Raw genomic sequence first — 21,146 nt, forward strand, 5'->3', positions numbered from 1 at the left:
CGGCCTACGCGATCCGATCGATCACGAGCTGCTGCGCGGGGCGGGACCCCGCCGGGGCGATGACCGCGGCACCCTCTAGGGTCTCCTTGGCCCGCTCGAAGCGCTCGGGGGTGTCGGTCAGGAGCGTCATGAGCGGTTCGCCGGCCCGCACGAGCGCGCCCGGCTTGGCGTGGAGGCGCACGCCCGCCGCGGCCTGGACGGGGTCCTCCTTGCGGGCCCGCCCCGCGCCGAGGCGCCACGCCGCGACGCCGACCTTGAGCGCGTCGAGCTCGACGAGCACGCCGTCCGCAGGGGCGTACACCGTCTCAGACTCCTTCGCGACCGGAAGCGCGGCATCGGGGTCCCCGCCCTGGGCCGCGATCATGCGCCTCCAGACGTCCATCGCCCGGCCGTCCCGCAGCGCTTGGCGCGGATCGGCGTCGTGCACTCCCGCGCACTCGAGCATCTCCTCGGCGAGGCGGACCGTGAGCTCCACGACGTCCTCGGGGCCGCCGCCCGCGAGGACCTCGACCGACTCCTCGACCTCGATCGCGTTGCCCGCGGTGAGGCCGAGCGGGGTCGCCATGTTCGTCAGGAGCGCAACGGTGTTGACGCCCGCGTCCTTGCCCAGCGCGACCATGGTCTCGGCAAGCTCGCGGGCCTGCGCGGCGTCCTTCATGAACGCGCCCGAGCCGACCTTGACATCGAGGACGAGCGAACCGGTGCCCTCGGCGATCTTCTTGGACATGATCGACGACGCGATGAGCGGGATGGCCTCGACCGTTCCGGTCACGTCCCGCAGCGCGTACAGCTTCTTGTCCGCGGGCGCGAGGCCGCTCCCCGCGGCGCAGATGACGGCGCCCACGTCCCCGAGCTGGGCCATCATCTCCTCGTTCGTGAGGGAAGCCCGCCAGCCGGGAATCGACTCGAGCTTGTCGAGCGTGCCGCCCGTGTGGCCGAGGCCGCGCCCCGAGAGCTGCGGCACCGCGACCCCGTACACGGCGACAAGCGGCGCGAGCGGCAGCGTGATCTTGTCTCCGACCCCGCCCGTCGAATGCTTGTCCGCCGTCGGCAGCCCGCGCCCGTCGGAACGGCGGAGCCCGGAGAAGTCGAGCCGCTCCCCCGACGCGATCATGGCGGACGTCCAGCGCGCGGTCTCGCGATGCGTCATGCCGTTGAGGAGGATCGCCATGGCCAGCGCGGCCATCTGCTCGTCGGCGACGACGCCTCGCGTGTACGCGTCCACGACCCAGTCGATCTGGGCGTCGCTCAGATCGCGGCGATCGCGCTTCGCGCGGATCACGTCCACGGCGTCGAAGGATTCAGCGGCGGTCATGATGGTCCCTTCGGTCGGTGCGGCGCCTTCAGGCGGTTTCGAGGTTCTCCGGCCCGAACGCGTCGGGCAGCACCTCGTCCATGCTCCGGACTCCGCGCGTCGTCATGAGCTGCATGTCCGGCGCGCGGAATTCGTAGAGCAGCTGGCGGCATCGGCCGCACGGCATGAGCGGATCGCCGTTGCCGTCGACGCACGCAAACGCCCGGATGCGGCCGCCTCCCGTGAGCTGGATCTGGCCGACGAGCGTGCATTCGGCGCACAGCGTGAGGCCGTAGGACGCGTTCTCGACGTTGCAGCCCGTGACAATGCGCCCGTCGTCGAGGAGCGCCGCCGCGCCGACGGGGAAGCGAGAATACGGCGCGTACGCCTTGCCCATCGCCTGGGCGGCGAGCCGCGCGAGCGACTCCCAGTCGACGTCGTCCGCGGCTCCGCCTCGCACGGCGTCAGCCCTTGACATACGGGATGCCTTCCATGGCGGGCGGACGCGAGCGGCCCACCAGGCCGGCGACGGCGAACACGGTCACGACGTACGGGAGCATGGCCATGAACTGGCTCGGGACCGGCGAGCCGATGATCGTGATGACGCTCTGGAGGTTGTCCGCGAAGCCGAAGAGGAGCGAGGCGAGGAACGCGCCGATCGGGTTCCAGCGGCCGAAGATGAGCGCGGCAAGGGCGATGTAGCCGCGGCCCGCGGACATCTCCTTGCTGAACGCGTCCACCGCGACGAGCGTGAAGAACGAGCCGCCGACGCCCGCGACGGCGCCGCCGAGGATTGTGTTCCAGAACCGCGTGCGGTTGACGTTGACGCCGAGCGTGTCCGCGGCCTGGGGGTGCTCCCCCACCGCCCGGACGCGGAGGCCCCAGCGCGTGTGGAACAGCCCCACATAGACGACGATCACGGCGATGTACATGAGGTAGCCCACGAGCGACTGGCGGAACAGGATCGGCCCGATGACCGGGACGTCCGCAAGCACGGGGATCTCGATGCTCCCGAGGTGCGGGGGCTTGTTGAGCCCGTCGGGGTTGGCGGTGAGCAGCGTCGAGAACAGGAAGTTGGTGAGACCCACCACGAGGACGTTGAGGACGACGCCGACGATGATCTGGTTCACGAGGTACTTGATGCTCACGACGGCGAGCACGAGCGAGACGAGCGCGCCGGCGACGGCTGCCGCGATGAGGCCCGCGTAGACGCTCCCGGTCATCGTCGCGGCGACGGCGGCGCTGAACGCGCCCATGAGGAGCTGCCCCTCGATCGCGATGTTCACGATGCCGGACCGCTCGCACAGCACCCCGGAGAGCGACCCGAACACGAGGGGAACCGCGAGCGTGACGGCCCCGGCGAGGAGCCCCGCGAGCGAAATATAAGGCGTCGCATCACGCCCGCCGGCCACGATCCATACGAGGAAGCCCACCACGAACGCGACTGCGAACGCCGCAACGCCCCACGTCGGGAGCTTGCGTCCGCGCGGAGCGAGCCACGCCGACCACGCCGCGACGCCGAGCAGGACGAGCGACGCCATCCACCCGACGACCACCGCGCTCACCGTGATGACGGTGATCCCAGCCACCCCGAGGACCGCGAGCACGAGGACGACGACGGCCGCCACGAGCGCGGGCACGACCCACGACGACGGCGAGCCCCCCGAGCGGCGTTCCCTCACCCAGACGTAGGCGAACCACGCGGCGGCCAGGAGCGCCACGGCGAACGCGAGCCACGCCGCGACGCCCGAGGCCTCGCGGCCCGTGTCGACGAGCCCGAACGACGCACTCTTCGAGCCGGCGAGCACGCCGAACATGATGGTCCCGAGCACCGCGAGGATCCCGAGGCCGATCGGCGCCTTCCAGCTCACGATGACCGGGGTCACCTGGACCTCGTCGGATGCCGATACTGCTGTGGTCGTACTCATAGCGACGCTCCGCTCTTGACCGCCGCCCCGGCCGTGCGCTTCGGCGGCTTGCGGGGATTGAGGCCGAACACCGCCCGGACGAGCGGCGGCGCCGCGATGAACAGGACGATGAGCGACTGGATGACGAGGACGATGTCGATCGGCGTCTGTGTCACGGCCTGCATCGACACGCCGCCCGCGCGGAATGCACCGAACAGCAGGCCCGCGAAGAACGTGCCCCACGGTGTCGAGCGGCCGAGGAGCGCCACGGTGATGGCATCGAAGCCGATCGACGCCGCGACCCCCGCGGAAAGGTACTTCTCGGTTCCCGAGACCTGCGCGATGCCCGAGAGCCCGGCGAGAGCACCCGCGAACGCCATGACGAGCACGGTTGCGCGGGCCACGTTGACGCCCGCGGTACGGGCCGCATTCGGGTTCGCGCCGACCGCGCGGAACTCGAAGCCGATCGTCGAGCGGTTGAGGATCCACCACACTCCCCACGTCACGAGGACCGCGAGGATGAAGCCCGCGTGGAGCCGGAACTGCGGCCCGAGGAGAAGCGGGAAGAGCGCGGATTCATCGAGGAACGGCGAGATCGGGTTGGTAGAGCCCTTGCGCTGGAACGCGGGGACCGTGAGGAGGAACAGGAGGAGGAAGCTCGCGACGTAGTTGAACATGATCGTCACGATGACCTCGTGGGCACCGGTGCGGGCCTTGAGGAAGCCCACGATCCCGCCCCAGATGCCACCGCCGACGATGCCCGCGACGATGACGAGGAGCAGGTGGAGGCCGATCGGCAGGTGCCACGTGAAGCCCACGTACGCGCCGAAGAGCGCCCCGAAGATGAGCTGGCCCTGGGCTCCGATGTTGAAGAGCCCCGCGCGGAACGCGAGCGCGACGCCGAGGCCCGCGAAGATGAGCGGGGTCGAGACCGTGAGCGTCTCCGCGAGCGGGTAGAGCTGCGCAGCAAGGTCGGCGCCCTGCCAGTTGTAGATCGAGCCCTGGACGAGCGCCGCGTAGGGGCGGAAGATCTCGGCGATCGTGTCCGAGGGCCGAGCGAAGAAGTAGCTGGACGCGGCAGCGACCTTGGGGTTGGTGACCGCCATGAGGATGCCGCCGATGACGATCGCGAGGACGACCGAGAGGAACGAGACCATCGGTGTCCCAGTCGCGATGCGGCGCAGGAGGCTCACGCCCGCGGGCGGCCCCTCGAGGGGCTGCGCCGGCCCGGTCGGCAGCGGGGCCTGGGCGGTTTCGGGTACCTGCTGGGCCTCAGCCATGGACCTCTCCTGTCCTGCCGTCGCGTGCGGCGCCGTCGTCGCTGAGCCTGCCGTCGCGTGCGGCGCCGTCGTCGCTGGGCCTGCCGTCGTCCGTTCCGCCGTCGGAGGCGGCCGGCTCTCCGACCGCGCGGTGCCGGGGACTCGCCTCGGCGGGGGCTCCCGCGGAGGGGGCGCCGTCGTCGTCCGCCGCGCTGCTTTCCGAAGCCGGGTTCCCGTGGTCAGCGGCCTCTTCGGCGGTCATGCCCGCCATCATGAGGCCCAGCATGTCCCGCGAGGTGCCGCCCGGGACGATGCCCATGAGCCGCCCGCGGTACAGCACCGCGATGCGGTCGGCGAGCTCCATGATCTCGTCGAGTTCGGTGGAGACGATCATGACGGGAGTGCCGTGGTCGCGCTCCGCGATGATGCGGCGGTGCAGGAACTCGATCGAGCCCACGTCGACGCCGCGCGTCGGCTGGGACGCGATGAAGAGCCGGAGCGGCCGCGAGAGCTCGCGCGCCATGACGACCTTCTGCTGGTTGCCGCCCGAGAGCGTCGCCGCCGCGGCGTCAGCGGACGGTGTGCGGATGTCGAACTCCGCGATCTTCTCTTCGGCCTGCGCGGCGATCCGGGAAGGGCGCATGCCGAGGCCGCGGGCGAAGGGCGCGCGGTCGTACAGGTCGAGCACGAGGTTCTCGGCGACCGTGAACGTCCCGACGAGGCCGTCATGCGTCCGGTCCTCCGGCACGAAGCCAACGCCCGCGCCCAGGACGTCCTTGACCGGGCGGCCGAGCAGTTCGTTTCCGTCGAGGGAGACCGAGCCCGTGGTCGTATGCCTGCGGAGGCCCAGGATCGCCTCGGTGAGCTCGGTCTGGCCGTTGCCCTGCACGCCCGCGACGGCGAGGATCTCGCCCTGGGCGATGTCGAAGCTCACGCCGTCCACGACCTTCTGCCCGTTGACCGCCGCAACCGTGAGATCGCGCACGGAGAACGTCGTCTCCTGGGGCTCGGCGGCCGCCTTGTTCAGGGTCAGGCTCACGGGGCGGCCCACCATCATCGAGGCGAGCTCCGCGGGAGCGGCCGATGGCGGGGCGTCGCCCACGACCTTGCCGCGCCGGATGACCGTGATGACGTCCGCGACGGCCTTGACCTCGCGGAGCTTGTGGGAGATGAAGATGATCGACGTCCCCGCGGCCTTGAGCTCGGCGATGATGTCGAGGAGTTCGTCCGTCTCCTGAGGGGTGAGGACGGCGGTCGGCTCATCGAGGATGAGGATCTTCGCGTTGCGGACGAGCGCCTTGATGATCTCGACGCGCTGCTGCACGCCGACGGGAAGATCCTCGACGAGTGCGTCCGGATCGACGTCGAAGCCGTAGCGCGCGGAGATCTCCCGGATCCTCGCGCGCGTCGCGTCCAGGTCGAGGAATCCTGCGGCCCTCGTCGACTCGGCTCCGAGCGCGACGTTCTCCGCCACCGTGAAGACGGGCACGAGCATGAAGTGCTGATGCACCATGCCGATCCCCGCCGCCATCGCGTCCGACGGCCCGCGGAAGACGACGGGCTTGCCATCGACAAGAATCTCGCCCTCGCTCGGCTCATAGAGCCCGTACAGAACGTTCATAAGAGTCGACTTCCCCGCGCCGTTCTCCCCCAGGAGGCAATGGACCTGGGAGTCCTCGACCATGAGGTCAATGTGGTCGTTGGCGACGAGAGAGCCGAAGCGCTTGGTGATGCCTCGCAGCTCGAGTTTCATCGTTCGAATTCCATGTGAGGCTGAACCCCTTTGCTGGGCAGGGACGGCGGGACAAGGCGACGCCGCCCGCCCGGAAGGGACGGACGGCGCGCACCTGCGTGCCTAGAGGCCAGAGTACTCCGCGGACGCTCGGGTTCCCCCGAGGCGGGTTCCGGCCGCGAGGCTACTGCGAAACCGGGCTTGAGGTCGAGGTGACCTTGACCGCGCCCGAGATGATGTCCTGCTTGAGCTGGTCCACTTCGCCCTTGAGATCCGAGGGCACGGCCGAATCGAGATCGTGGTACGGCGCGAGGGCCACACCGCCGTTCGCGAGGGTGCCGATGTACGGCTTCGGATCGAACTTGCCCTGCGAGTCGTCCTGAAGGACGGTCTCGACGGCCTTGGTCATGGTCTTCTGGACCGAGGTCAGGAGGACCGACTTGTAGTCAGGCGCCGTGAGGTACCCGTCCGAGTCGACCCAGATGAGCTTCGCGTCCGTCCCGGCTTTCTTGGCGTCGAGGATCGCCGAGCCGGCGCCCGAGCCGACGGGGCCCGCGACGGGCAGGATGATGTCCGCGCCCTGCTGGAGGAAGCCCTGCGAGAGGACCTTGCCCTTGTCGATCGACTTGAAGTCGCCGACGAACACGCCGTCCTGCTTCTCCTTGTCCCAGCCGAGGACCTGGACGTTCTTGCCCTTCTTCTGGTTGTAATACTTCACGCCGTCTGCGAAGCCGTCCATGAAGATCGTCACGGTCGGGAGCTTGAGGCCGCCGAAAGTCGCGACCTTGCCCGTCTTCGACACGCCCGCCGCGAGGTAGCCCGCGAGGAACGCCGCCTGCGCCGTGTCATACACGATGGGCTTGACGTTCTTCGGGAAGCTCGGGTCGTTGTAGTCGATGATCGCGAAGTGGCTGTTGGGGTTTGCCGTCGCGATGTTCTTCGTCGCATCGCCGAGCAGGAAGCCGACCGTCACGGTGAGCTTGCAGCCCGCCTGGACCATCGAGCGAAGGTTCGGATCGTAGTCCGTGTCCGCCTTCGACTGGACGTGCTTTTCCTGGATGCCGAGATCCTTGACGGCTGCCTGGAGGCCCTCGTAGCCCGACTGGTTGAAGGACTTGTCATCGAAGCCTCCCGAGTCGGAGACCATGCAGCCGAGATAGCTCGAGTTGGCTCCCGACGTTCCGCCGGAGGATCCGCTCGAGGGGGGCGGGGCACCGCACGCGCTCAGGATGAGTGCCGAAGCACCGAGCGCGGCGACGCCGGCAAGGCTGCGTGTAGCAAGCCGGTCACGAAGTGAGGTCACGTGTTCCTCCACAGAAGCGCGAGCGACGCCCGGCCAGTCACAGGGCGCGGGCGGTACCGCAGGCCGCACGGTACACGAGAACGATAGTTGGAAACATCACTTTCAGACAGGGCACGGCCCGAACGTGAGGGCATTGTTCGCTATTCGTTACCCGCCGGTACGGTTTCCGCGCACGTCGCTCAGTGCCGAATGCTCCTCAACGCCGCTGCTGCCAGCACGCGGACGCCGCAGGAAACCGCGGCCTCGTCCACGACGAGATCGCCGCGGTGGAGATCGTACTCCTCTCCCCCGGGCACGTGGGTTCCGAGGCGGAACATCGAGCCGGGGACCTCCGCGAGGAACCACGCGAAGTCCTCGCCTCCCATGGACTGCGGCGTGAGCACCACGGCGTCCTCGCCGAGCTCGGCGCGGGCGGCCGCCTCGATGAGCGCCGTCTCGTGCTCCGAGTTGACCACGGGCGGCACGCCGCGCGTGTGCTCGAGCCGCACGTCGACGCCATACGGCGCGGCCACCTGCTCGACCACCTCGTCGAGCAGCTCGCCCGCGCTGTGCCACGCGTCCCGGTCGAGGCAGCGCATGGTCCCCGAAAGATGGCCGACGGCGGGAATCGCGTTGGGTGCCGCGCCCGCCGAGATGTGCCCCCACACCATCGAGACGCCACTGCGCACGTCGACGCGGCGCGAGAGGACCGCCGGGACGTTGATCGCGATCTGCGAAAGGGCGAAGACGAGGTCTTCGGTGAGGTGCGGCCGCGACGTATGCCCGCCGCGTCCCTGCAGCTCGATCCGGATGGTGTCCGACGCCGAGGTGATCGAGCCGATGCGCGTGCCGATCCGGCCGACCTCGATCCGGGGATCGCAGTGGAGGGCCATGATGCGCGGCACGCCCGAGAGCACGCCCTGGTCGATGCACGAGAGGGCGCCGCCCGGCATCGTCTCCTCGGCCGGCTGGAAGATGATGCGCACGGTCGCGCCGAGCGGCGCCTCGCGGTGCTGCTCCGCGAGCACGAGCGCGGCGCCGAGGGCGCATGCGGTGTGGACGTCGTGGCCGCACGCATGGGTCACGCCGTGGTTGAGGGACGCGAACGGGAGCCCCGTCTCCTCGATGATCGGCAGCGCGTCGATGTCGCCGCGCAGCGCCGTCGCAATGGGGCCCTCGCCGATGTCCACGACGACGCCGGTGCCCTCAAGGCGCTTCGGCGCGAGCCCGGCGGCTTCGAGCCGCTCGACGATCTTGTCCGTGGTGCGGAATTCCTGGAAGCTCAATTCGGGGTGCGCGTGAAGGTCCCGGCGGAAGGCGATGAGCTCCGGAAGAAGCGTGTCGAGTCGGGGGCCGACAAGCGGCGTCGGATCCGCCTCGGTGGTGTAATTGCGCACCAGATCACTCTAGCGCCACGCGATTTCCCCAGACGTTCACCGTTCCGTCGCGTTACGGACCGGCGCGCCGGGAAGATGCAGCGAGGGGCTCAGAGCACGTCGGTCTCGCCGCTGGCCTTGAGGGCGTCAACCGCTCCCTTGACCCGCTGCGCGTGTTCCTTCGTCGTCACGAGGAGGGCGTCGGGGGTATCGACGATCACGACGTCCTCGATGCCGATGAGGGCGATGACGCGCTTCGTGTCCGAGACGACGATGCCGCTCGCATCCTCGGTGAACACGCGGGCGCCCTCGCCCATGACCGTGACGGCGTCGCCTTCGCGCGCGCTGTTGAGCCGGCCGATGGCGGCGAAGTCGCCGACGTCGTCCCATCGGAAGGCGCCCGGCACGACGGCGACATCCCCCGCGGCCGCGGCAGGCTCGGCGACGGCGTAGTCGATCGCGATCTTGGGAAGGCCCGGCCACACGCGCGCGGCGACCTCGTCCCGCTGCGGGGTGTCCCACGCCGCGGCGATCTCGGTCAGCCCTGCGTGGAGCGCGGGCTGGTTCGCCGCGAGATGATCGAGCATGAGCGCGACGGGCGCGACGAACATGCCCGCGTTCCAGAGGTACTCGCCCGAGGCAAGGTACTTTTCCGCGACCTCGAGGCTCGGCTTCTCCACGAACTCGACGACCTCGCGCGCGCTCGGCGCGCCGTCGACGTCGAGCTCTTGCCCGCCGCGGATGTAGCCGAAGCCCGTCGAGGGGTGCGTGGGCTGGATGCCGATCGTCACAATCTTGCCGCGATCGCCGGATGCGGCCGTGTGGATCGCCTCGAGGACGGCCGCCTGGAAGACGTCGTCGGGGCTGATGACCTGGTCCGCCGCGAACGAGCCCATGATCGTTGCGGGATTGCGGCGGTGGAGGATGGCCGCCGCAAGGCCGATCGCCGCGGCGGAGTCCTTGGGCTCGCTCTCAAGCACGAGATCGGCAGAATCGAGTTCCGGGATCTGGCGGCACACGGCCGCGCGGTGCGCCTGCCCGGTGACGACGAGGAAGCGACCCTTCGCGAGGGGAGAGAGACGGTCATACGTCGCACGGATGAGCGTGCTCCCCGAGCCCGTCAGATCGTGAAGGAACTTGGGCGCGGCCGCGCGCGAGAGCGGCCACAGCCTCGTGCCGACCCCTCCCGCGGGAATGACCGCGACAAAGCGGTCGAGTGCGTCGTCGCGGCGCGCCTCGGGAACAGGCAGGGAATCAATGCTCATCGCCCCTACTGTAATGGAGCGGGCCGACCACGGACCGAGACCAGATGCAATGTCTCCGTGGCGACTGTGATAATCGCCACTTCGCCTGCGCGGGAACGGCAGGCAAATTGAATAAGCTGTGAGCGAAGCCTAGATTTAGGCTGGAGCTCGACAGAGTAAGCGCCCGCCAGCAGGGACGGGCGCCTTCTGCATCGGTGCCTTCGCCATCGCCCGGTGAGCGCCCGCATCGATGCTCGCAGGGAGGTTTATCAGTGCCGACGAAACCAGCTGGCACCCTGTACCGCGGCCGTGAAGGCATGTGGTCCTGGGTCGGGCACCGTATTACCGGTGTCGTGATCTTCTTCTTCTTGTTGGTGCATGTGCTGGACACCTCATTGGTGCGTGTGTCCCCTGACGCCTACAACGCCGTGATCGGCGAATACAAGAACCCGCTCATGGGGCTCGGCGAGACAGCCCTCGTCGCGGCAATTCTCTTCCACGCCTTCAACGGCCTCCGCATCATCGCCGTCGACTTCTGGAAGAACGGCCCGAAGTACCAGCGCCAGATGCTCTGGACGGTCCTCGGAGTCTGGGCGGTCGTCTTCGCGGCCTTCGCCATCCGCCATCTCTCGATCGTGTTCGGAGGCTGACCGCGATGAGCACCTCTTCTGACCTCCGTTTCCCGCGCAGCACCTCCGACACCGGACGGGTTGCCCCGAAGTACACCCGCCACGGCAGCGGCGCCAGGGGCGGGTTCGAGATGGCGGCATGGCTCTTCATGCGCCTTTCGGGCATCGTCCTTGTCGTGCTGATCTTCGGGCACCTGTTCGTCAACCTCATGCTCGGCGACGGCGTGCACGCGATCGACTTCGGCTTCGTGGCCGGCAAGTGGGCGAGCCCATTCTGGCAGTGGTGGGACCTCGCGATGCTGTGGCTCGCGATGCTCCACGGCACGAACGGCGTCCGGACGATCGTCAACGACTACGCCGAGCGCAGCGGCGTGCGCTTCTGGCTCCTCGTCGTCCTCTATGCGGCAGCGGCTGCGATCGTCATCCTCGGCACGCTCGTGATCTTCACGTTCGACCCGTGCCCCGTCATCAACGGCGTCCCCACCGTCGCCGACTTCTGCCCCAAGCCGTAGCCGACAGTTCGCGCGGCGCCGTCCCCTCATGAGAACGACGTCGCAGCCTCGCGAGAGAGAGAAGCATCGAGTATGCAGGTCCACAAGTATGACGTGGTGATTGTGGGTGCCGGCGGCGCCGGCATGCGCGCGGCCATCGAGTCCGGCCAGCGCGCGCGCACCGCGGTGCTGACCAAGCTGTACCCCACCCGTTCCCACACCGGCGCGGCCCAGGGCGGAATGTGCGCCGCCCTCGCGAACGTCGAGGAGGACAACTGGGAGTGGCACACCTTCGACACCGTCAAGGGCGGCGACTACCTCGTCGACCAGGACGCCGCGGAGGTCATGGCCAAGGAAGCCATCGACGCGGTCCTCGACCTCGAGAAGATGGGCCTCCCGTTCAACCGCACACCCGAGGGGCGCATCGACCAGCGCCGTTTCGGCGGCCACACGCGTGACCATGGCAAGGCGCCCGTCCGCCGCGCGTGCTACGCCGCGGACCGCACGGGCCACATGATCCTCCAGACGCTCTACCAGAACTGCGTCAAGCACAACGTCGAGTTCTACAACGAGTACTACGTCCTCGACCTCCTCATCGTCGAGGAGGACGCCGTCCGCGAGGACGGGACGCCGTACCAGCAGAAGCGCGTCGCCGGCGTCGTGAGCTACGACCTCGCCTCGGGCGAGCTGCACGTCTTCCAGGCGAAGGCCGTCGTGTTCGCCACGGGCGGCGCGGGCAAGGTCTTCAAGACGACGTCGAACGCCCACACCCTCACGGGCGACGGCATGGGGATCGCGTTCCGCCGCGGCCTCCCGCTCGAGGACATGGAGTTCTTCCAGTTCCACCCGACCGGCCTGGCCGGCCTCGGCATCCTCCTCTCGGAGGCCGCCCGTGGCGAGGGCGCGATCCTGCGCAACTCGGAGGGCGAGCGCTTCATGGAGCGCTACGCACCGACGATCAAGGACCTGGCACCGCGTGACATTGTGGCCCGCTCGATGGCCAACGAAGTCCGCGAGGGCCGCGGCGCCGGTCCGAACAAGGACTACGTGCTGCTCGATCTGACCCACCTCGAGCCCGCGCACATCGACGCGAAGCTCCCGGACATCACCGAGTTCGCCCGCACGTACCTCGGCGTCGAGCCGTACACCGAGCCTGTCCCGGTCTACCCGACCGCGCACTACGCGATGGGCGGGGTGCCGACGAACATCAAGGGCGAGGTCCTCCAGGACAACGAGACGATCGTTCCCGGGCTCTACGCCGCGGGCGAGGTCGCGTGCGTCTCCGTGCACGGCTCGAACCGCCTCGGCACGAACTCGCTCCTCGACATCAACGTCTTCGGCAAGCGCTCCGGCATCGCCGCAGCGGAATACGCCAAGACCGCCGAATTCGTGGAGCTCCCCGAAGACCCGGCCGCGGGCACGGTCGCGCTGCTCGACGCCGTCCGCAACTCCTCGGGCACCGAGCGGATCGCGTCGATCCGCGCGGATCTCCAGGAGACCATGGACGCGAACATGCAGGTGTTCCGCACCGCAGACTCGATCGCCGCGGCCCTCGCGGACATCGAGAAGCTGCGCGAGCGGTACAAGAACATCAGCATCCAGGACAAGGGCAAGCGCTTCAACCTCGATCTCCTCGAGGCCGTCGAGCTAGGGTTCCTCCTGGATCTCGCCGAGGTCATGACCGTCGCGGCCCTCCACCGCAAGGAGTCCCGCGGAGGCCACTACCGCGAGGACTTCCCGGACCGTGACGACGTCAATTTCATGAAGCACTCGATGCTCTACCGCGATCCCGACGCGGAGACCGAGGGCATCAAGGGCATCCGCTTCGGCACGAAGCCGGTCGTCTTCACCCGTTACGAGCCGATGGAGCGTAAGTACTGATGAGCGCGTCAACAGCAGAGCCCGCATCGAAGGTCGAGCTGCCTGCGAGCATGGGCGGCGGGGGCACGATCCCCACGTTCGACATCACCCTCAAGGTTCGCCGCTACAACCCCGAGGTCTCGGACGAGTCGCACTGGGACGAGTTCAAGCTCACGATGTACGGCACGGACCGCGTCCTCGACGCCCTCCACAAGGCCAAGTGGGACATCGACGGCTCGCTCTCGTTCCGCCGCTCGTGCGCGCACGGCGTGTGCGGCTCGGACGCCATGCGAATCAACGGGCGCAACCGCCTCGCGTGCAAGACGCTCCTCAAGGACCTCGACACGTCCAAGCCCATCACGGTCGAGCCCATCAAGGGCCTCCCGGTGGAGAAGGACCTCATCGTGGACATGGAGCCGTTCTTCCAGTCCTACCGCGAGATCATGCCCTTCCTCATCACGAAGGGGCACGAGCCCACGAAGGAACGCCTCCAGTCCGCCGAGGACCGCGAGCGGTTCGACGACACGACGAAGTGCATCCTGTGCGCCGCGTGCACGTCTTCCTGCCCGGTGTTCTGGACGGACGGCCAGTACTTCGGCCCGGCGGCGATCGTGAACGCGCACCGCTTCATCTTCGACTCGCGCGACGACGCCGGGGATCTCCGCCTTGAGATCCTCAACGACAAGGAGGGCGTTTGGCGCTGCCGCACGACCTTCAACTGCTCGGAGGCGTGCCCGCGCGGCATCCAGGTGACGAAGGCCATCGCGGAGGTCAAGCAGGCGATCCTCGCCCGCCAGTTCTGATCTGCAGAGTCTGACCTGCACGGACTCTCAAGAAACCCACGAAGGGGGCGCCGCTCAAAGCGGCGCCCCCTTCGCGCTGATGCGCAAGGTCCATGCGCGCCGCGACGAGGTTCTCTCGGGCTATCCCCGGGCGCCGAGGCCGATCGCCCGGATCAGCTCAAGAGGCCAGGGGCGACGGCGTGCGCGTCCTCGCGGGCGCCTGAGTTCCCCGCCGCCCGCATCTCCTGCACGGTCGACGGCGGAACCGGCTTCCGGGGGTGGCACGACGGCAGTCGAATCGGCCGCATGGGGCGCGCGGGCGCCGTCGTCCGTTGGCGCGACGGAAACGGGGCGCAGGCTCACGGCAGACTCACCCGCGCGGGGCCGCGCGGCGGCCAGCGCGCGAGAAGGCCGCCGAGCGGCCCGGGCACGCCTGAACGAAGCGGCGCGCCGCCTGGCCTGCACCCCGGCATCCGCCTCGCGGATCGCGGACCAGGCCGCGGACGCGAGATAGACCTGGCTCATGAGGTTGAACCAGATAAGGAGCCCGATGATGATCGCGAACGGCGCGAGAAGGGGGTTGGCACCCGCCTTCGCGAGGAGCTGACTGCTGAAGATCTGCAGGATCGACGTGCCGAGCCCCGCGATGAACGTGCCCTCGACCATGGCGCGCCGGGCGAGCCTCAGGCCGCCTGCGAGGCGGAACATGATGAACGCCGTGAGCCAGTTGAGCAGGAGCGGCACGACGACGCCGATGAGCCAGCCGACCGGGGCGACCGTCCCCTTGTCGAGGTGCAGGAGATCGGCGATGAAGCCGAGGGCGGCAGTGAAGAGGATGCTCACGGCCGACGTCAGCACAAGCGCGATGCCGAGCAGGACGAGCGTGCCGGCGTCGCGGAGGCGCTGGACGATCGCGTTGACCCTGAGCGGAGGGAGCGCGAGGATTCCGCGCAGACCATCCCGGAGGCTCGTGATCCAGCCGAGCGATGTGAAGACCGTGACGACAGCGGCGATGATCGCCGTGACGCCGAGGCCCTCGGGGTTGAGGAGCGCCTTGGGATCGGCGAGGCCATCCTGCCCGTCCACCTTGAGGAGCCCCGGTGCGGACTGGGCGACGCTCTGGACGATCCGGTCCACGAGCACGGGCTGGCCCGCGAGGACGAGGCCGGCGATGGAGAAGCCCGTCGCGAGGAGGCCCAAGATCGAGAAGAACATGTTGAAGCCGATGCCCGCGCTCATGAGCGGGCCGTGCTGGAGGTTGTAGTACTGCCACACCCGCATGGGCCGGAACGCGTTGAGGCGCGCGAGCTGCCACTTCACCAGGGCCAGAAGGCTCTTGAGCTGGCCACCCCCGGACCTGCGCGCACGGCCCCAGGCCTGCCGCTCGCGGAGCACGCTGACCTTGAGCTTGACGAGCTCCGTGGGCCGCGGCTGCTCAGGCGCCGTGTTCCCCTGATCCGTCCTGCGTCGTCGCGATTCCGCCAAAACCCAGCTCTTCCCGTAGTTGCCAGAGGCCATCGGCATCGTGCTCGTATAGGCCCATGCTAGCCACGGTGAAAGTGGTGCTGTAGTTCTTGAGGGCTTCCTCGGCCGCGTCGAGCCGTTCCGACTCGACGTCGTGGGCCACCGTCACGTGCGGGTGGTACGGGAAGGGAAGCTCCCGCTCGAGCGGTCCCTGCTGTAGCTCGCCGTGGAGGCGCACGCACTCGTCGAAGCCCTCGGCCACGTTGAGGAACACGACGTCGGAGACCGGGCGGAACGAGCCAGTCCCCGCGATCGTCACGCGGAAGGGGACCTGGCGGGACGCGATGCCGCGCACGTGGTCGATGGCCGCATCCCAATCGTCGGTCGCCGTGGTCGTCACGAGCGTGATGTGGGCGGGGATCATCTGCGCCTTGGGATCGCCGAACGAAGCCCGCCAGCCGCGCAGTTCCTCGGCGACGTCATCCGGGAAGCCGAGGATGACGCCGACGAGGGGCGAGTGACCGTCCTGAGCCCCGAGCTCCTCAGACCTGGTCTCCGTCATGGCCTCAGACGGACGCCGCGGCCGGGGCCATGGCGGGCAGGAAGCCCACCTTCCGGTACACGTCCGCGAGCGTCTCGGACGCGATCTCTCGCGCCTTCGCGGCGCCGACCGCGAGGAGCCGGTCGAGCTCGGCGGGATCCTCGAGGAGCTCTTCGGTGCGGGCCTTGACCGGCGCGAGCGCGTCGACCACGGTCTCGGCGACGTCGACCTTGAGATGGCCGTACATCTTGCCTTCGTAGGACGCGACGAGGTCGTCGATGCTCCGGCCCGTGATCGTTGAAAGGATCGTGAGGAGGTTCGAGACGCCCGGCTTCGACTCGCGGTCGAAGCGGATGACCGTCTCGGTGTCGGTCACGGCCGACTTGATCCGCTTGGCCGTGACCTTCGGATCGTCGAGGAGGTTGATGAGGCCGTTCGGCGACTCCGCGGACTTCGACATCTTGGACATCGGGTTCTGCAGATCGTAGATCTTGGCCGACGTCGGCGGGATAAGCGGCTCGGGAACCACGAACGTCTCCCCGAACCTCGTGTTGAAGCGGTGGGCGAGCGTGCGCGCGAGCTCGAGATGCTGCCGCTGGTCCTCTCCCACGGGCACGCCGTAGGGCTTGTACAGGAGGATGTCCGAGGCCATGAGCATCGGGTAGGTGAACAGCCCCGCGCTCGCGGCGTCCTGCCCGTGGCGGGCCGTCTTGTCCTTGAACTGCGTCATGCGGGATGCCTCGCCAAAGCCCGTGAGGCACATGAGCACCCACGCGAGCTGCGCGTGCTCGGGGACGTGCGACTGCACGAAGAGCGTCGACCTCTCGAGGTCGATCCCGCCCGCGAGGTACTGCGCGGCCGTGAGCCGCGTGCGGTGCCGCAGCTCAGCGGGGTCGTGCGGGACCGTGATGGCGTGGAGGTCCGGGATGAAGTAGTAGCAGTCGTACTGGTCCTGGAGCTTGACCCAGTTGACGAGGGCGCCCAGATAGTTCCCGAGGTGGAGCGAATCGCCGGAGGGCTGCATGCCCGAAAGGAGGCGCTGGCGTCCCGCGGGGGCGTTCGACGCCGGAGTGGAGTCAGTCATGTCGAGGGGTCTTCCCGAGGTCTAAAGCTGGTAGTCGATCACAAGCGGCGCGTGGTCCGAGAACCGGGTGTCCCACGCGGTGGCCCGGTCCACGACGGCGTTCTTCGCCACCGCGGCGAGCGACGGCGTCGCCATCTGGTAGTCGATGCGCCACCCGGTGTCGTTGTCGAACGCGCGGCCGCGCTGCGACCACCAGGTATACGGGCCGTCCATGGGGCCGGAGAGATCGCGGTGGACGTCTTTCCACCCGATCTCCTCGCCGAAGAAGCGGTCGAAGTAGGCACGCTCCTCGGGGAGGAACCCCGCGCGCTTCTGGTTCGCCTTCCAGTTGCGGATGTCGAACGGCGTGTGGCCCACGTTGAGGTCCCCCACGACGAGCGCGTAGTCGCTCTCCTGCGAGAGCTCCGGGAGGCGCTTGATCATGACGTCGAGGAAGCGGTACTTGTCGACCTGCTTGGGCGTATCGACCTCGCCCGAATGCACGTAGGCGCTCACGACCGTGAGCTGCTTGCCGCCGTCGAGCGCGAAATCCGCCTCGACCCAGCGGCCCGCGGTTGCGAAGTAGTCGTCGCCGATGCCGATCCGGGTTGCCGTCGGCTCCTTGCGGGACACGATCGCGACGCCTGCGCGTCCCTTCGCCTCGGCCTCGGCATGGAGCACGAACCAGCCGTCGAAGGCCTCGTTCACCACGTCGTCGGGCGCACGGACCTCCTGGAGGCAGAGGATGTCGAGGTCGCGAGGCTCGAGCCATTCCGGCATCCCTTTGCGCCATGCGGCGCGCAGCCCGTTGACGTTGACGGTCGCGATGCGCAGCGCCCCGTTCTTGGGGGCGTACGCCCCAGCTGTGGCGGCGGCTGTGGTGGCAGCTTCGAGGGTCACTTTGACACTCTACCCTTCGTCGACGACCGTCCCCGAGACCGGCTCCCCGCCGTCGGGGCGGAGCATGTCCCGCGCATTGGCTGCGGTGATCTGGATCGTCTCGAGGGCGCGGGCCACCTGGTCGGGATCCTTCCCGAGATTCTCGCGGACCACGCGCTCCTGCACCTGGATGATCTTGAACGAGTGGTCGAGCTTGAGATCACGCGCCTCGTCGACCGTGCGGGCCTCGCTCGCGCCGCCCGAGGACATCGACGGCGCCCGCCCGCCGAACTGCCTCGCGGCTTCCTCGAAGCGCTCTCGCGCCTTGCGGCCCGCGCCGCGCACCGTCGTGAAGACGAAGACGGCGAACAGCAGCCAGCCGAGCGAGATCACCGCCACGATCCAGCCGATGACCTCGTTCCGGTTCGCGGCGAAGATCACGGCGACGAGGAACGCGAGGACGAGCACGGACAGGCCAAGCGCGCCGACGCGGATCCCCGAGCGCGCCGGGGTGGGGTTCTGGGAGCCGAGGGACTGCATGGCTCCCATTCTCCCAGACGCGTCGGGTGCCTCAGCGCGGCCCCGGCCCCGTCAGCGGAGGAAGAGCGCGCGGAGGCGACGCGTCGTGAACGCGAGGCCGACGGCGATCATCACGAGGTAGTACGCGAGATGCACGAGCGTGGCCGGGCTGAACGCGCCGATGCTGATCTGGCGCATGAGCTCGACGCCGTGCCAGAGGGGGAAGGCCTCGACGATCCACTGGACGGGTGCGGGGTAGACGCTGAGCGGGTAGAACGTGGCGGAGAACAGGAACATCGGCAGCATGACGAACGTGATGATGTCCATCTGCTGGAACGTCTTCATATAGCTCGTGATCGCCATGCCGAAGCTCGCGAAGCCGAAGGCCACCATGACGGACGTCGGGATGAGCAGGAGGGCCCACGGCGTCGTGATGAGGCCCATGAGTCCCATGACTCCCGTGAATCCCAACGCGTAGAGGAAGCCTCGGAAGAGCGCCATCGAGATCTCGCCGACCGCGATGTCGAAGGGCCCGAGAGACGTGTAGAGCATGCTCTGGTAGAGCTTTCCGAAGTGCATCTTGAAGAAGATGTTCCACGTGGAGTCATAGATCGCCCCGTTCATCGCCGAAACTGCGAGCAGCGCCGGCGCGATGTAGGCCGCATAGCTGATCTGCGCCCCGCCGGGCCCGTCCACGGCGCCCACGAGGCTCCCGAGCCCCACGCCCATCGACAGCAGGTAGAAGACGGGCTCGAAGAAGCCCGAGACGAGGATGACCCAGTTCTGGCTCCGGATCACGCGGAAGCCGCGCTCGATCACGGAGCGCGCGTTGCGCGAATAGAGCGCGCCGAGCGGGCGCTCGTCCGCCGAGAGGACGTAGTCGTCGTCGGTCAGGGCCTTCATGCGTCCATCCGCCTCGTGTAGCTGCGGCGGGCCAGGACGATCCCCAGCACCACGAGAATCGCGAGGTACGCGACGTGGATGGCCACGAGCCACGCCGGCTCGCTCACCCCGATCGAGACTAGCCGCCCGAGCTGGTTGCCGTGCCACAGCGGCGAGATCCATCCGATCCACTGCATCGCAGACGGCATGGCCTCGAGCGGATAGAACGTCCCCGAGAACAGGAAGAGCGGCATGATGACGAACCGCTGGATCATGGAGAACTGGAAATTCTCCTTCTGGATGCTCGCGGCATAGGCCATGAGGGGCGCTCCGAACGCCATGCCCGCAAGGACGCCCACGGGGATGAGCAGCCAGGCCGTGGGGCTCGTCGTGGCGCGGAACGCGAGCATGATGAGGAAGAACACCGTGCACTGCACGAGGAGGCGCACGCTGACGGCCATGACGTGCCCGGTCGCAAGCTGGCCCGGGACGAGGGGCGTGACGTGCGGCCCGTAGTAGATGCGGCGCCACTTGAAGCCGTCCATGACGGGGAACATCATCTCGTTCGCGCACGTCATGACCGCGCTCGAGACGAGGAGCGCCGGGGCCGCGAAGGCGAGATACCCGATGCCCCCAAAATGCGCCGATTGGCTGCGGTCCACGATCGTCGCGAGCCCGACGCCCATCGAGAACAGGTACAGGAGCGGGTTGCCGACGCTCGTGACCACGATCGTGACGAGATACGCGCGCATGCCCCGGAGCATGTGCTCCATGAAGTAGAACGAGCCCCAACGCCGCGCCTTGGCCGCCGAGACCTCCGGGGCGTGGGCCTGCAGCCGCTCGGGCCGGACCTCAGTCAATGAGCGACCGTCCCGTCAGCCGGAGGAAGACGTCCTCGAGCGACGCACGCCGGACGAGGGAGGTCAGGGGGTGCAGCCCACGGTTCCGGATCTGCTCAAGGGCCGCTTCGCCGTCGTCCGCGTAGACCAGAATCCGGTCGGGGAGCGCCTCGACCCGCTCCCCCACCCCTTCCAGGCGGGGCACGACGGCGGCATTGCGGTCCGTGCCGAAGCGCACCTCGAGCACCTCGCGGCTCGAGTGCTCGCGGATGAGCGCGGCCGGGGAGCCCTCCGCCATGATCTTGCCCTTGTCCACGACGATGAGCCGGTCGCACAGCTGTTCGGCCTCGTCCATGTAGTGCGTCGTGAGGACGAGAGTGACGCCCTGTTCCTTGAGCCGGAACAGCCGGTCCCACAGGACGTGGCGGGCCTGGGGGTCGAGGCCCGTGGTCGGCTCGTCGAGGAGGAGGATCTTGGGCTCGTTGATGAGGGAGCGCGCGATCGTGAGGCGCCGCTTCATGCCGCCCGAGAGCGAATCGACGCGGGCCTTGGCCTTGTCTTCGAGCTGGGCGAACTCGAGGAGCTCGTCGGCGCGCTGCTCGAGGTAGGCGCGGGGAAGTCCGAAGTAGCGGCCGTACACGAGGAGGTTGTCCCGGACCCGGAGCTCTTCGTCGAGGTTGTCCTGCTGGGGCACGACCCCGAGGTGGGCGCGGACTTCCGGGCCCTGGTGCTCGGGGTCGAGGCCCATGATGTCGAGGTGCCCCGACGTGCGCTGGGTGACGCCGCCGATCATCCGCATCGTCGTGGATTTCCCGGCGCCGTTGGGGCCGAGCAGCCCGAATGACTCGCCGGCCGGAACGTCGAAGCTGATGCCGTCGACGGCGTTGAAGTCCCCGTACGTCTTGACGAGGTCGCGTGCGCTGATCACCCGTCGGCGCATCGCTCGCACCCCGGCCACCGCGATCCCCCCAGAGCTGTCTGGTGCTTGATGTGACACTCATCGCACACTAGTCGAGAGCACAGTCGCACGGAAGGGATGTGGGCGCCTTTCTGCAACGCCTCTTTCATAACGATCCCGTCGCGAAGGTTTCGCAGCCGGGCTC

At 68.5% G+C, this 21,146-nt stretch carries 20 protein-coding genes; 4 read left to right on the forward strand and 16 right to left on the reverse strand.

Annotated elements, in window-relative coordinates; genetic code table 11:
- Positions 1-4 precede the first annotated feature (4 nt).
- The 8 genes from SPF06_RS16065 to SPF06_RS16100 form a co-directional block, all read right to left on the reverse strand.
- The gene (locus SPF06_RS16065; RefSeq protein ID WP_323280136.1) at positions 5-1,315 is read right to left on the reverse strand and encodes a thymidine phosphorylase; all 1,311 of its coding nucleotides are present in this window, start codon (positions 1,313-1,315) and stop codon (positions 5-7) included.
- A gap of 28 nt (positions 1,316-1,343) precedes the next feature.
- Entirely contained in the window at positions 1,344-1,772 is a 429-nt protein-coding gene (locus SPF06_RS16070; RefSeq protein ID WP_323280137.1) for a cytidine deaminase, read from the reverse strand.
- A complete protein-coding gene (locus SPF06_RS16075; protein WP_323280138.1) occupies positions 1,759-3,222 on the reverse strand; it encodes an ABC transporter permease in 1,464 nt (487 codons plus the stop codon). Before SPF06_RS16075 ends, SPF06_RS16070 begins: the two co-directional genes overlap by 14 nt.
- Positions 3,219-4,481, reverse strand: a complete 1,263-nt coding sequence (locus SPF06_RS16080; protein WP_323280139.1) for an ABC transporter permease — start codon at positions 4,479-4,481, stop codon at positions 3,219-3,221. Before SPF06_RS16080 ends, SPF06_RS16075 begins: the two co-directional genes overlap by 4 nt.
- Complete coding sequence (locus SPF06_RS16085; protein WP_323280140.1) at positions 4,474-6,213, reverse strand: ABC transporter ATP-binding protein; 1,740 nt, start codon at positions 6,211-6,213, stop codon at positions 4,474-4,476. The genes SPF06_RS16080 and SPF06_RS16085 overlap by 8 nt, the downstream gene beginning before the upstream one ends.
- Before the next feature lie 163 nt (positions 6,214-6,376).
- Complete coding sequence (locus SPF06_RS16090) at positions 6,377-7,495, reverse strand: BMP family lipoprotein (protein WP_323280141.1); 1,119 nt, start codon at positions 7,493-7,495, stop codon at positions 6,377-6,379.
- A gap of 179 nt (positions 7,496-7,674) precedes the next feature.
- Positions 7,675-8,871, reverse strand: a complete 1,197-nt coding sequence (locus SPF06_RS16095) for an amidohydrolase (protein WP_323280142.1) — start codon at positions 8,869-8,871, stop codon at positions 7,675-7,677.
- 89 nt (positions 8,872-8,960) lie between these two features.
- On the reverse strand, positions 8,961-10,115 hold the full coding sequence (locus SPF06_RS16100; protein WP_323280143.1) for a mannose-1-phosphate guanylyltransferase: 1,155 nt from the start codon (positions 10,113-10,115) through the stop codon (positions 8,961-8,963).
- A gap of 251 nt (positions 10,116-10,366) precedes the next feature.
- On the opposite strand from SPF06_RS16100, the gene sdhC reads away from it, so the two are divergent.
- From sdhC to SPF06_RS16120, 4 genes are all read left to right on the forward strand, one after another.
- Positions 10,367-10,744, forward strand: a complete 378-nt coding sequence (sdhC, locus tag SPF06_RS16105; protein WP_323280144.1) for a succinate dehydrogenase, cytochrome b556 subunit — start codon at positions 10,367-10,369, stop codon at positions 10,742-10,744.
- 5 nt (positions 10,745-10,749) lie between these two features.
- Entirely contained in the window at positions 10,750-11,235 is a 486-nt protein-coding gene (locus SPF06_RS16110) for a succinate dehydrogenase hydrophobic membrane anchor subunit (protein WP_323280145.1), read from the forward strand.
- Between the two features lie 72 nt (positions 11,236-11,307).
- The gene (gene sdhA / locus SPF06_RS16115) at positions 11,308-13,095 is read left to right on the forward strand and encodes a succinate dehydrogenase flavoprotein subunit (protein WP_323280146.1); all 1,788 of its coding nucleotides are present in this window, start codon (positions 11,308-11,310) and stop codon (positions 13,093-13,095) included.
- Positions 13,095-13,877 (forward strand): succinate dehydrogenase iron-sulfur subunit, encoded by a 783-nt coding sequence (locus tag SPF06_RS16120; protein ID WP_323280147.1) that lies wholly within the window; start codon positions 13,095-13,097, stop codon positions 13,875-13,877. The genes sdhA and SPF06_RS16120 overlap by 1 nt, the downstream gene beginning before the upstream one ends.
- A gap of 120 nt (positions 13,878-13,997) precedes the next feature.
- On the opposite strand, the gene SPF06_RS16125 is transcribed toward SPF06_RS16120, so the two are convergent.
- Genes SPF06_RS16125 through SPF06_RS16160 form a run of 8 tightly spaced genes read right to left on the reverse strand, consistent with a single transcriptional unit; the run spans position 13,998 to position 20,983 of the window.
- Positions 13,998-15,380 (reverse strand): YihY/virulence factor BrkB family protein, encoded by a 1,383-nt coding sequence (locus SPF06_RS16125; RefSeq protein WP_323280148.1) that lies wholly within the window; start codon positions 15,378-15,380, stop codon positions 13,998-14,000.
- Positions 15,292-15,882 (reverse strand): 2'-5' RNA ligase family protein, encoded by a 591-nt coding sequence (locus tag SPF06_RS16130; protein WP_323280149.1) that lies wholly within the window; start codon positions 15,880-15,882, stop codon positions 15,292-15,294. The genes SPF06_RS16125 and SPF06_RS16130 overlap by 89 nt, the downstream gene beginning before the upstream one ends.
- A 4-nt stretch (positions 15,883-15,886) precedes the next feature.
- Complete coding sequence (gene trpS, locus SPF06_RS16135) at positions 15,887-16,945, reverse strand: tryptophan--tRNA ligase (RefSeq protein WP_323280150.1); 1,059 nt, start codon at positions 16,943-16,945, stop codon at positions 15,887-15,889.
- Positions 16,946-16,966: 21 nt separating this feature from the next.
- Positions 16,967-17,824 (reverse strand): exodeoxyribonuclease III, encoded by an 858-nt coding sequence (locus SPF06_RS16140; RefSeq protein ID WP_428985783.1) that lies wholly within the window; start codon positions 17,822-17,824, stop codon positions 16,967-16,969.
- Positions 17,825-17,833: 9 nt separating this feature from the next.
- Positions 17,834-18,343: a hypothetical protein gene (locus SPF06_RS16145; RefSeq protein WP_323280151.1), complete on the reverse strand. Its 510-nt coding sequence runs from the start codon at positions 18,341-18,343 to the stop codon at positions 17,834-17,836.
- Between the two features lie 51 nt (positions 18,344-18,394).
- Positions 18,395-19,225 carry an ABC transporter permease gene (locus SPF06_RS16150; protein WP_323280152.1) on the reverse strand — a complete coding sequence of 277 codons (831 nt, stop codon included), beginning with the start codon at positions 19,223-19,225 and terminating at the stop codon, positions 18,395-18,397.
- On the reverse strand, positions 19,222-20,064 hold the full coding sequence (locus tag SPF06_RS16155; RefSeq protein WP_323280153.1) for an ABC transporter permease: 843 nt from the start codon (positions 20,062-20,064) through the stop codon (positions 19,222-19,224). Before SPF06_RS16155 ends, SPF06_RS16150 begins: the two co-directional genes overlap by 4 nt.
- The gene (locus tag SPF06_RS16160; RefSeq protein WP_323280154.1) at positions 20,057-20,983 is read right to left on the reverse strand and encodes an ABC transporter ATP-binding protein; all 927 of its coding nucleotides are present in this window, start codon (positions 20,981-20,983) and stop codon (positions 20,057-20,059) included. Before SPF06_RS16160 ends, SPF06_RS16155 begins: the two co-directional genes overlap by 8 nt.
- Positions 20,984-21,146: the final 163 nt, after the last annotated feature.

This window comes from Sinomonas terricola (genome assembly GCF_034931225.1).
GTDB classification, from domain to species: domain Bacteria; phylum Actinomycetota; class Actinomycetes; order Actinomycetales; family Micrococcaceae; genus Sinomonas; species Sinomonas terricola.

Excerpts from the sequence above, each read along its gene's own strand:
- SPF06_RS16145 (WP_323280151.1), bottom strand. The coding sequence starts at position 18,343 with ATGCAGTCCCTCGGCTCCCAGAACCCCACCCCGGCGCGCTCGGGGATC.
- SPF06_RS16085 (WP_323280140.1), bottom strand. The coding sequence starts at position 6,213 with ATGAAACTCGAGCTGCGAGGCATCACCAAGCGCTTCGGCTCTCTCGTC.
- sdhA (WP_323280146.1), top strand. The coding sequence starts at position 11,308 with ATGCAGGTCCACAAGTATGACGTGGTGATTGTGGGTGCCGGCGGCGCC.
- SPF06_RS16120 (WP_323280147.1), top strand. The coding sequence starts at position 13,095 with ATGAGCGCGTCAACAGCAGAGCCCGCATCGAAGGTCGAGCTGCCTGCG.
- SPF06_RS16130 (WP_323280149.1), bottom strand. The coding sequence starts at position 15,882 with ATGACGGAGACCAGGTCTGAGGAGCTCGGGGCTCAGGACGGTCACTCG.
- trpS (WP_323280150.1), bottom strand. The coding sequence starts at position 16,945 with ATGACTGACTCCACTCCGGCGTCGAACGCCCCCGCGGGACGCCAGCGC.
- SPF06_RS16075 (WP_323280138.1), bottom strand. The coding sequence starts at position 3,222 with ATGAGTACGACCACAGCAGTATCGGCATCCGACGAGGTCCAGGTGACC.
- SPF06_RS16080 (WP_323280139.1), bottom strand. The coding sequence starts at position 4,481 with ATGGCTGAGGCCCAGCAGGTACCCGAAACCGCCCAGGCCCCGCTGCCG.
- SPF06_RS16110 (WP_323280145.1), top strand. The coding sequence starts at position 10,750 with ATGAGCACCTCTTCTGACCTCCGTTTCCCGCGCAGCACCTCCGACACC.
- SPF06_RS16100 (WP_323280143.1), bottom strand. The coding sequence starts at position 10,115 with ATGAGCATTGATTCCCTGCCTGTTCCCGAGGCGCGCCGCGACGACGCA.
- SPF06_RS16125 (WP_323280148.1), bottom strand. The coding sequence starts at position 15,380 with ATGCCGATGGCCTCTGGCAACTACGGGAAGAGCTGGGTTTTGGCGGAA.
- SPF06_RS16160 (WP_323280154.1), bottom strand. The coding sequence starts at position 20,983 with ATGCGCCGACGGGTGATCAGCGCACGCGACCTCGTCAAGACGTACGGG.
- SPF06_RS16150 (WP_323280152.1), bottom strand. The coding sequence starts at position 19,225 with ATGAAGGCCCTGACCGACGACGACTACGTCCTCTCGGCGGACGAGCGC.
- SPF06_RS16065 (WP_323280136.1), bottom strand. The coding sequence starts at position 1,315 with ATGACCGCCGCTGAATCCTTCGACGCCGTGGACGTGATCCGCGCGAAG.
- SPF06_RS16070 (WP_323280137.1), bottom strand. The coding sequence starts at position 1,772 with ATGTCAAGGGCTGACGCCGTGCGAGGCGGAGCCGCGGACGACGTCGAC.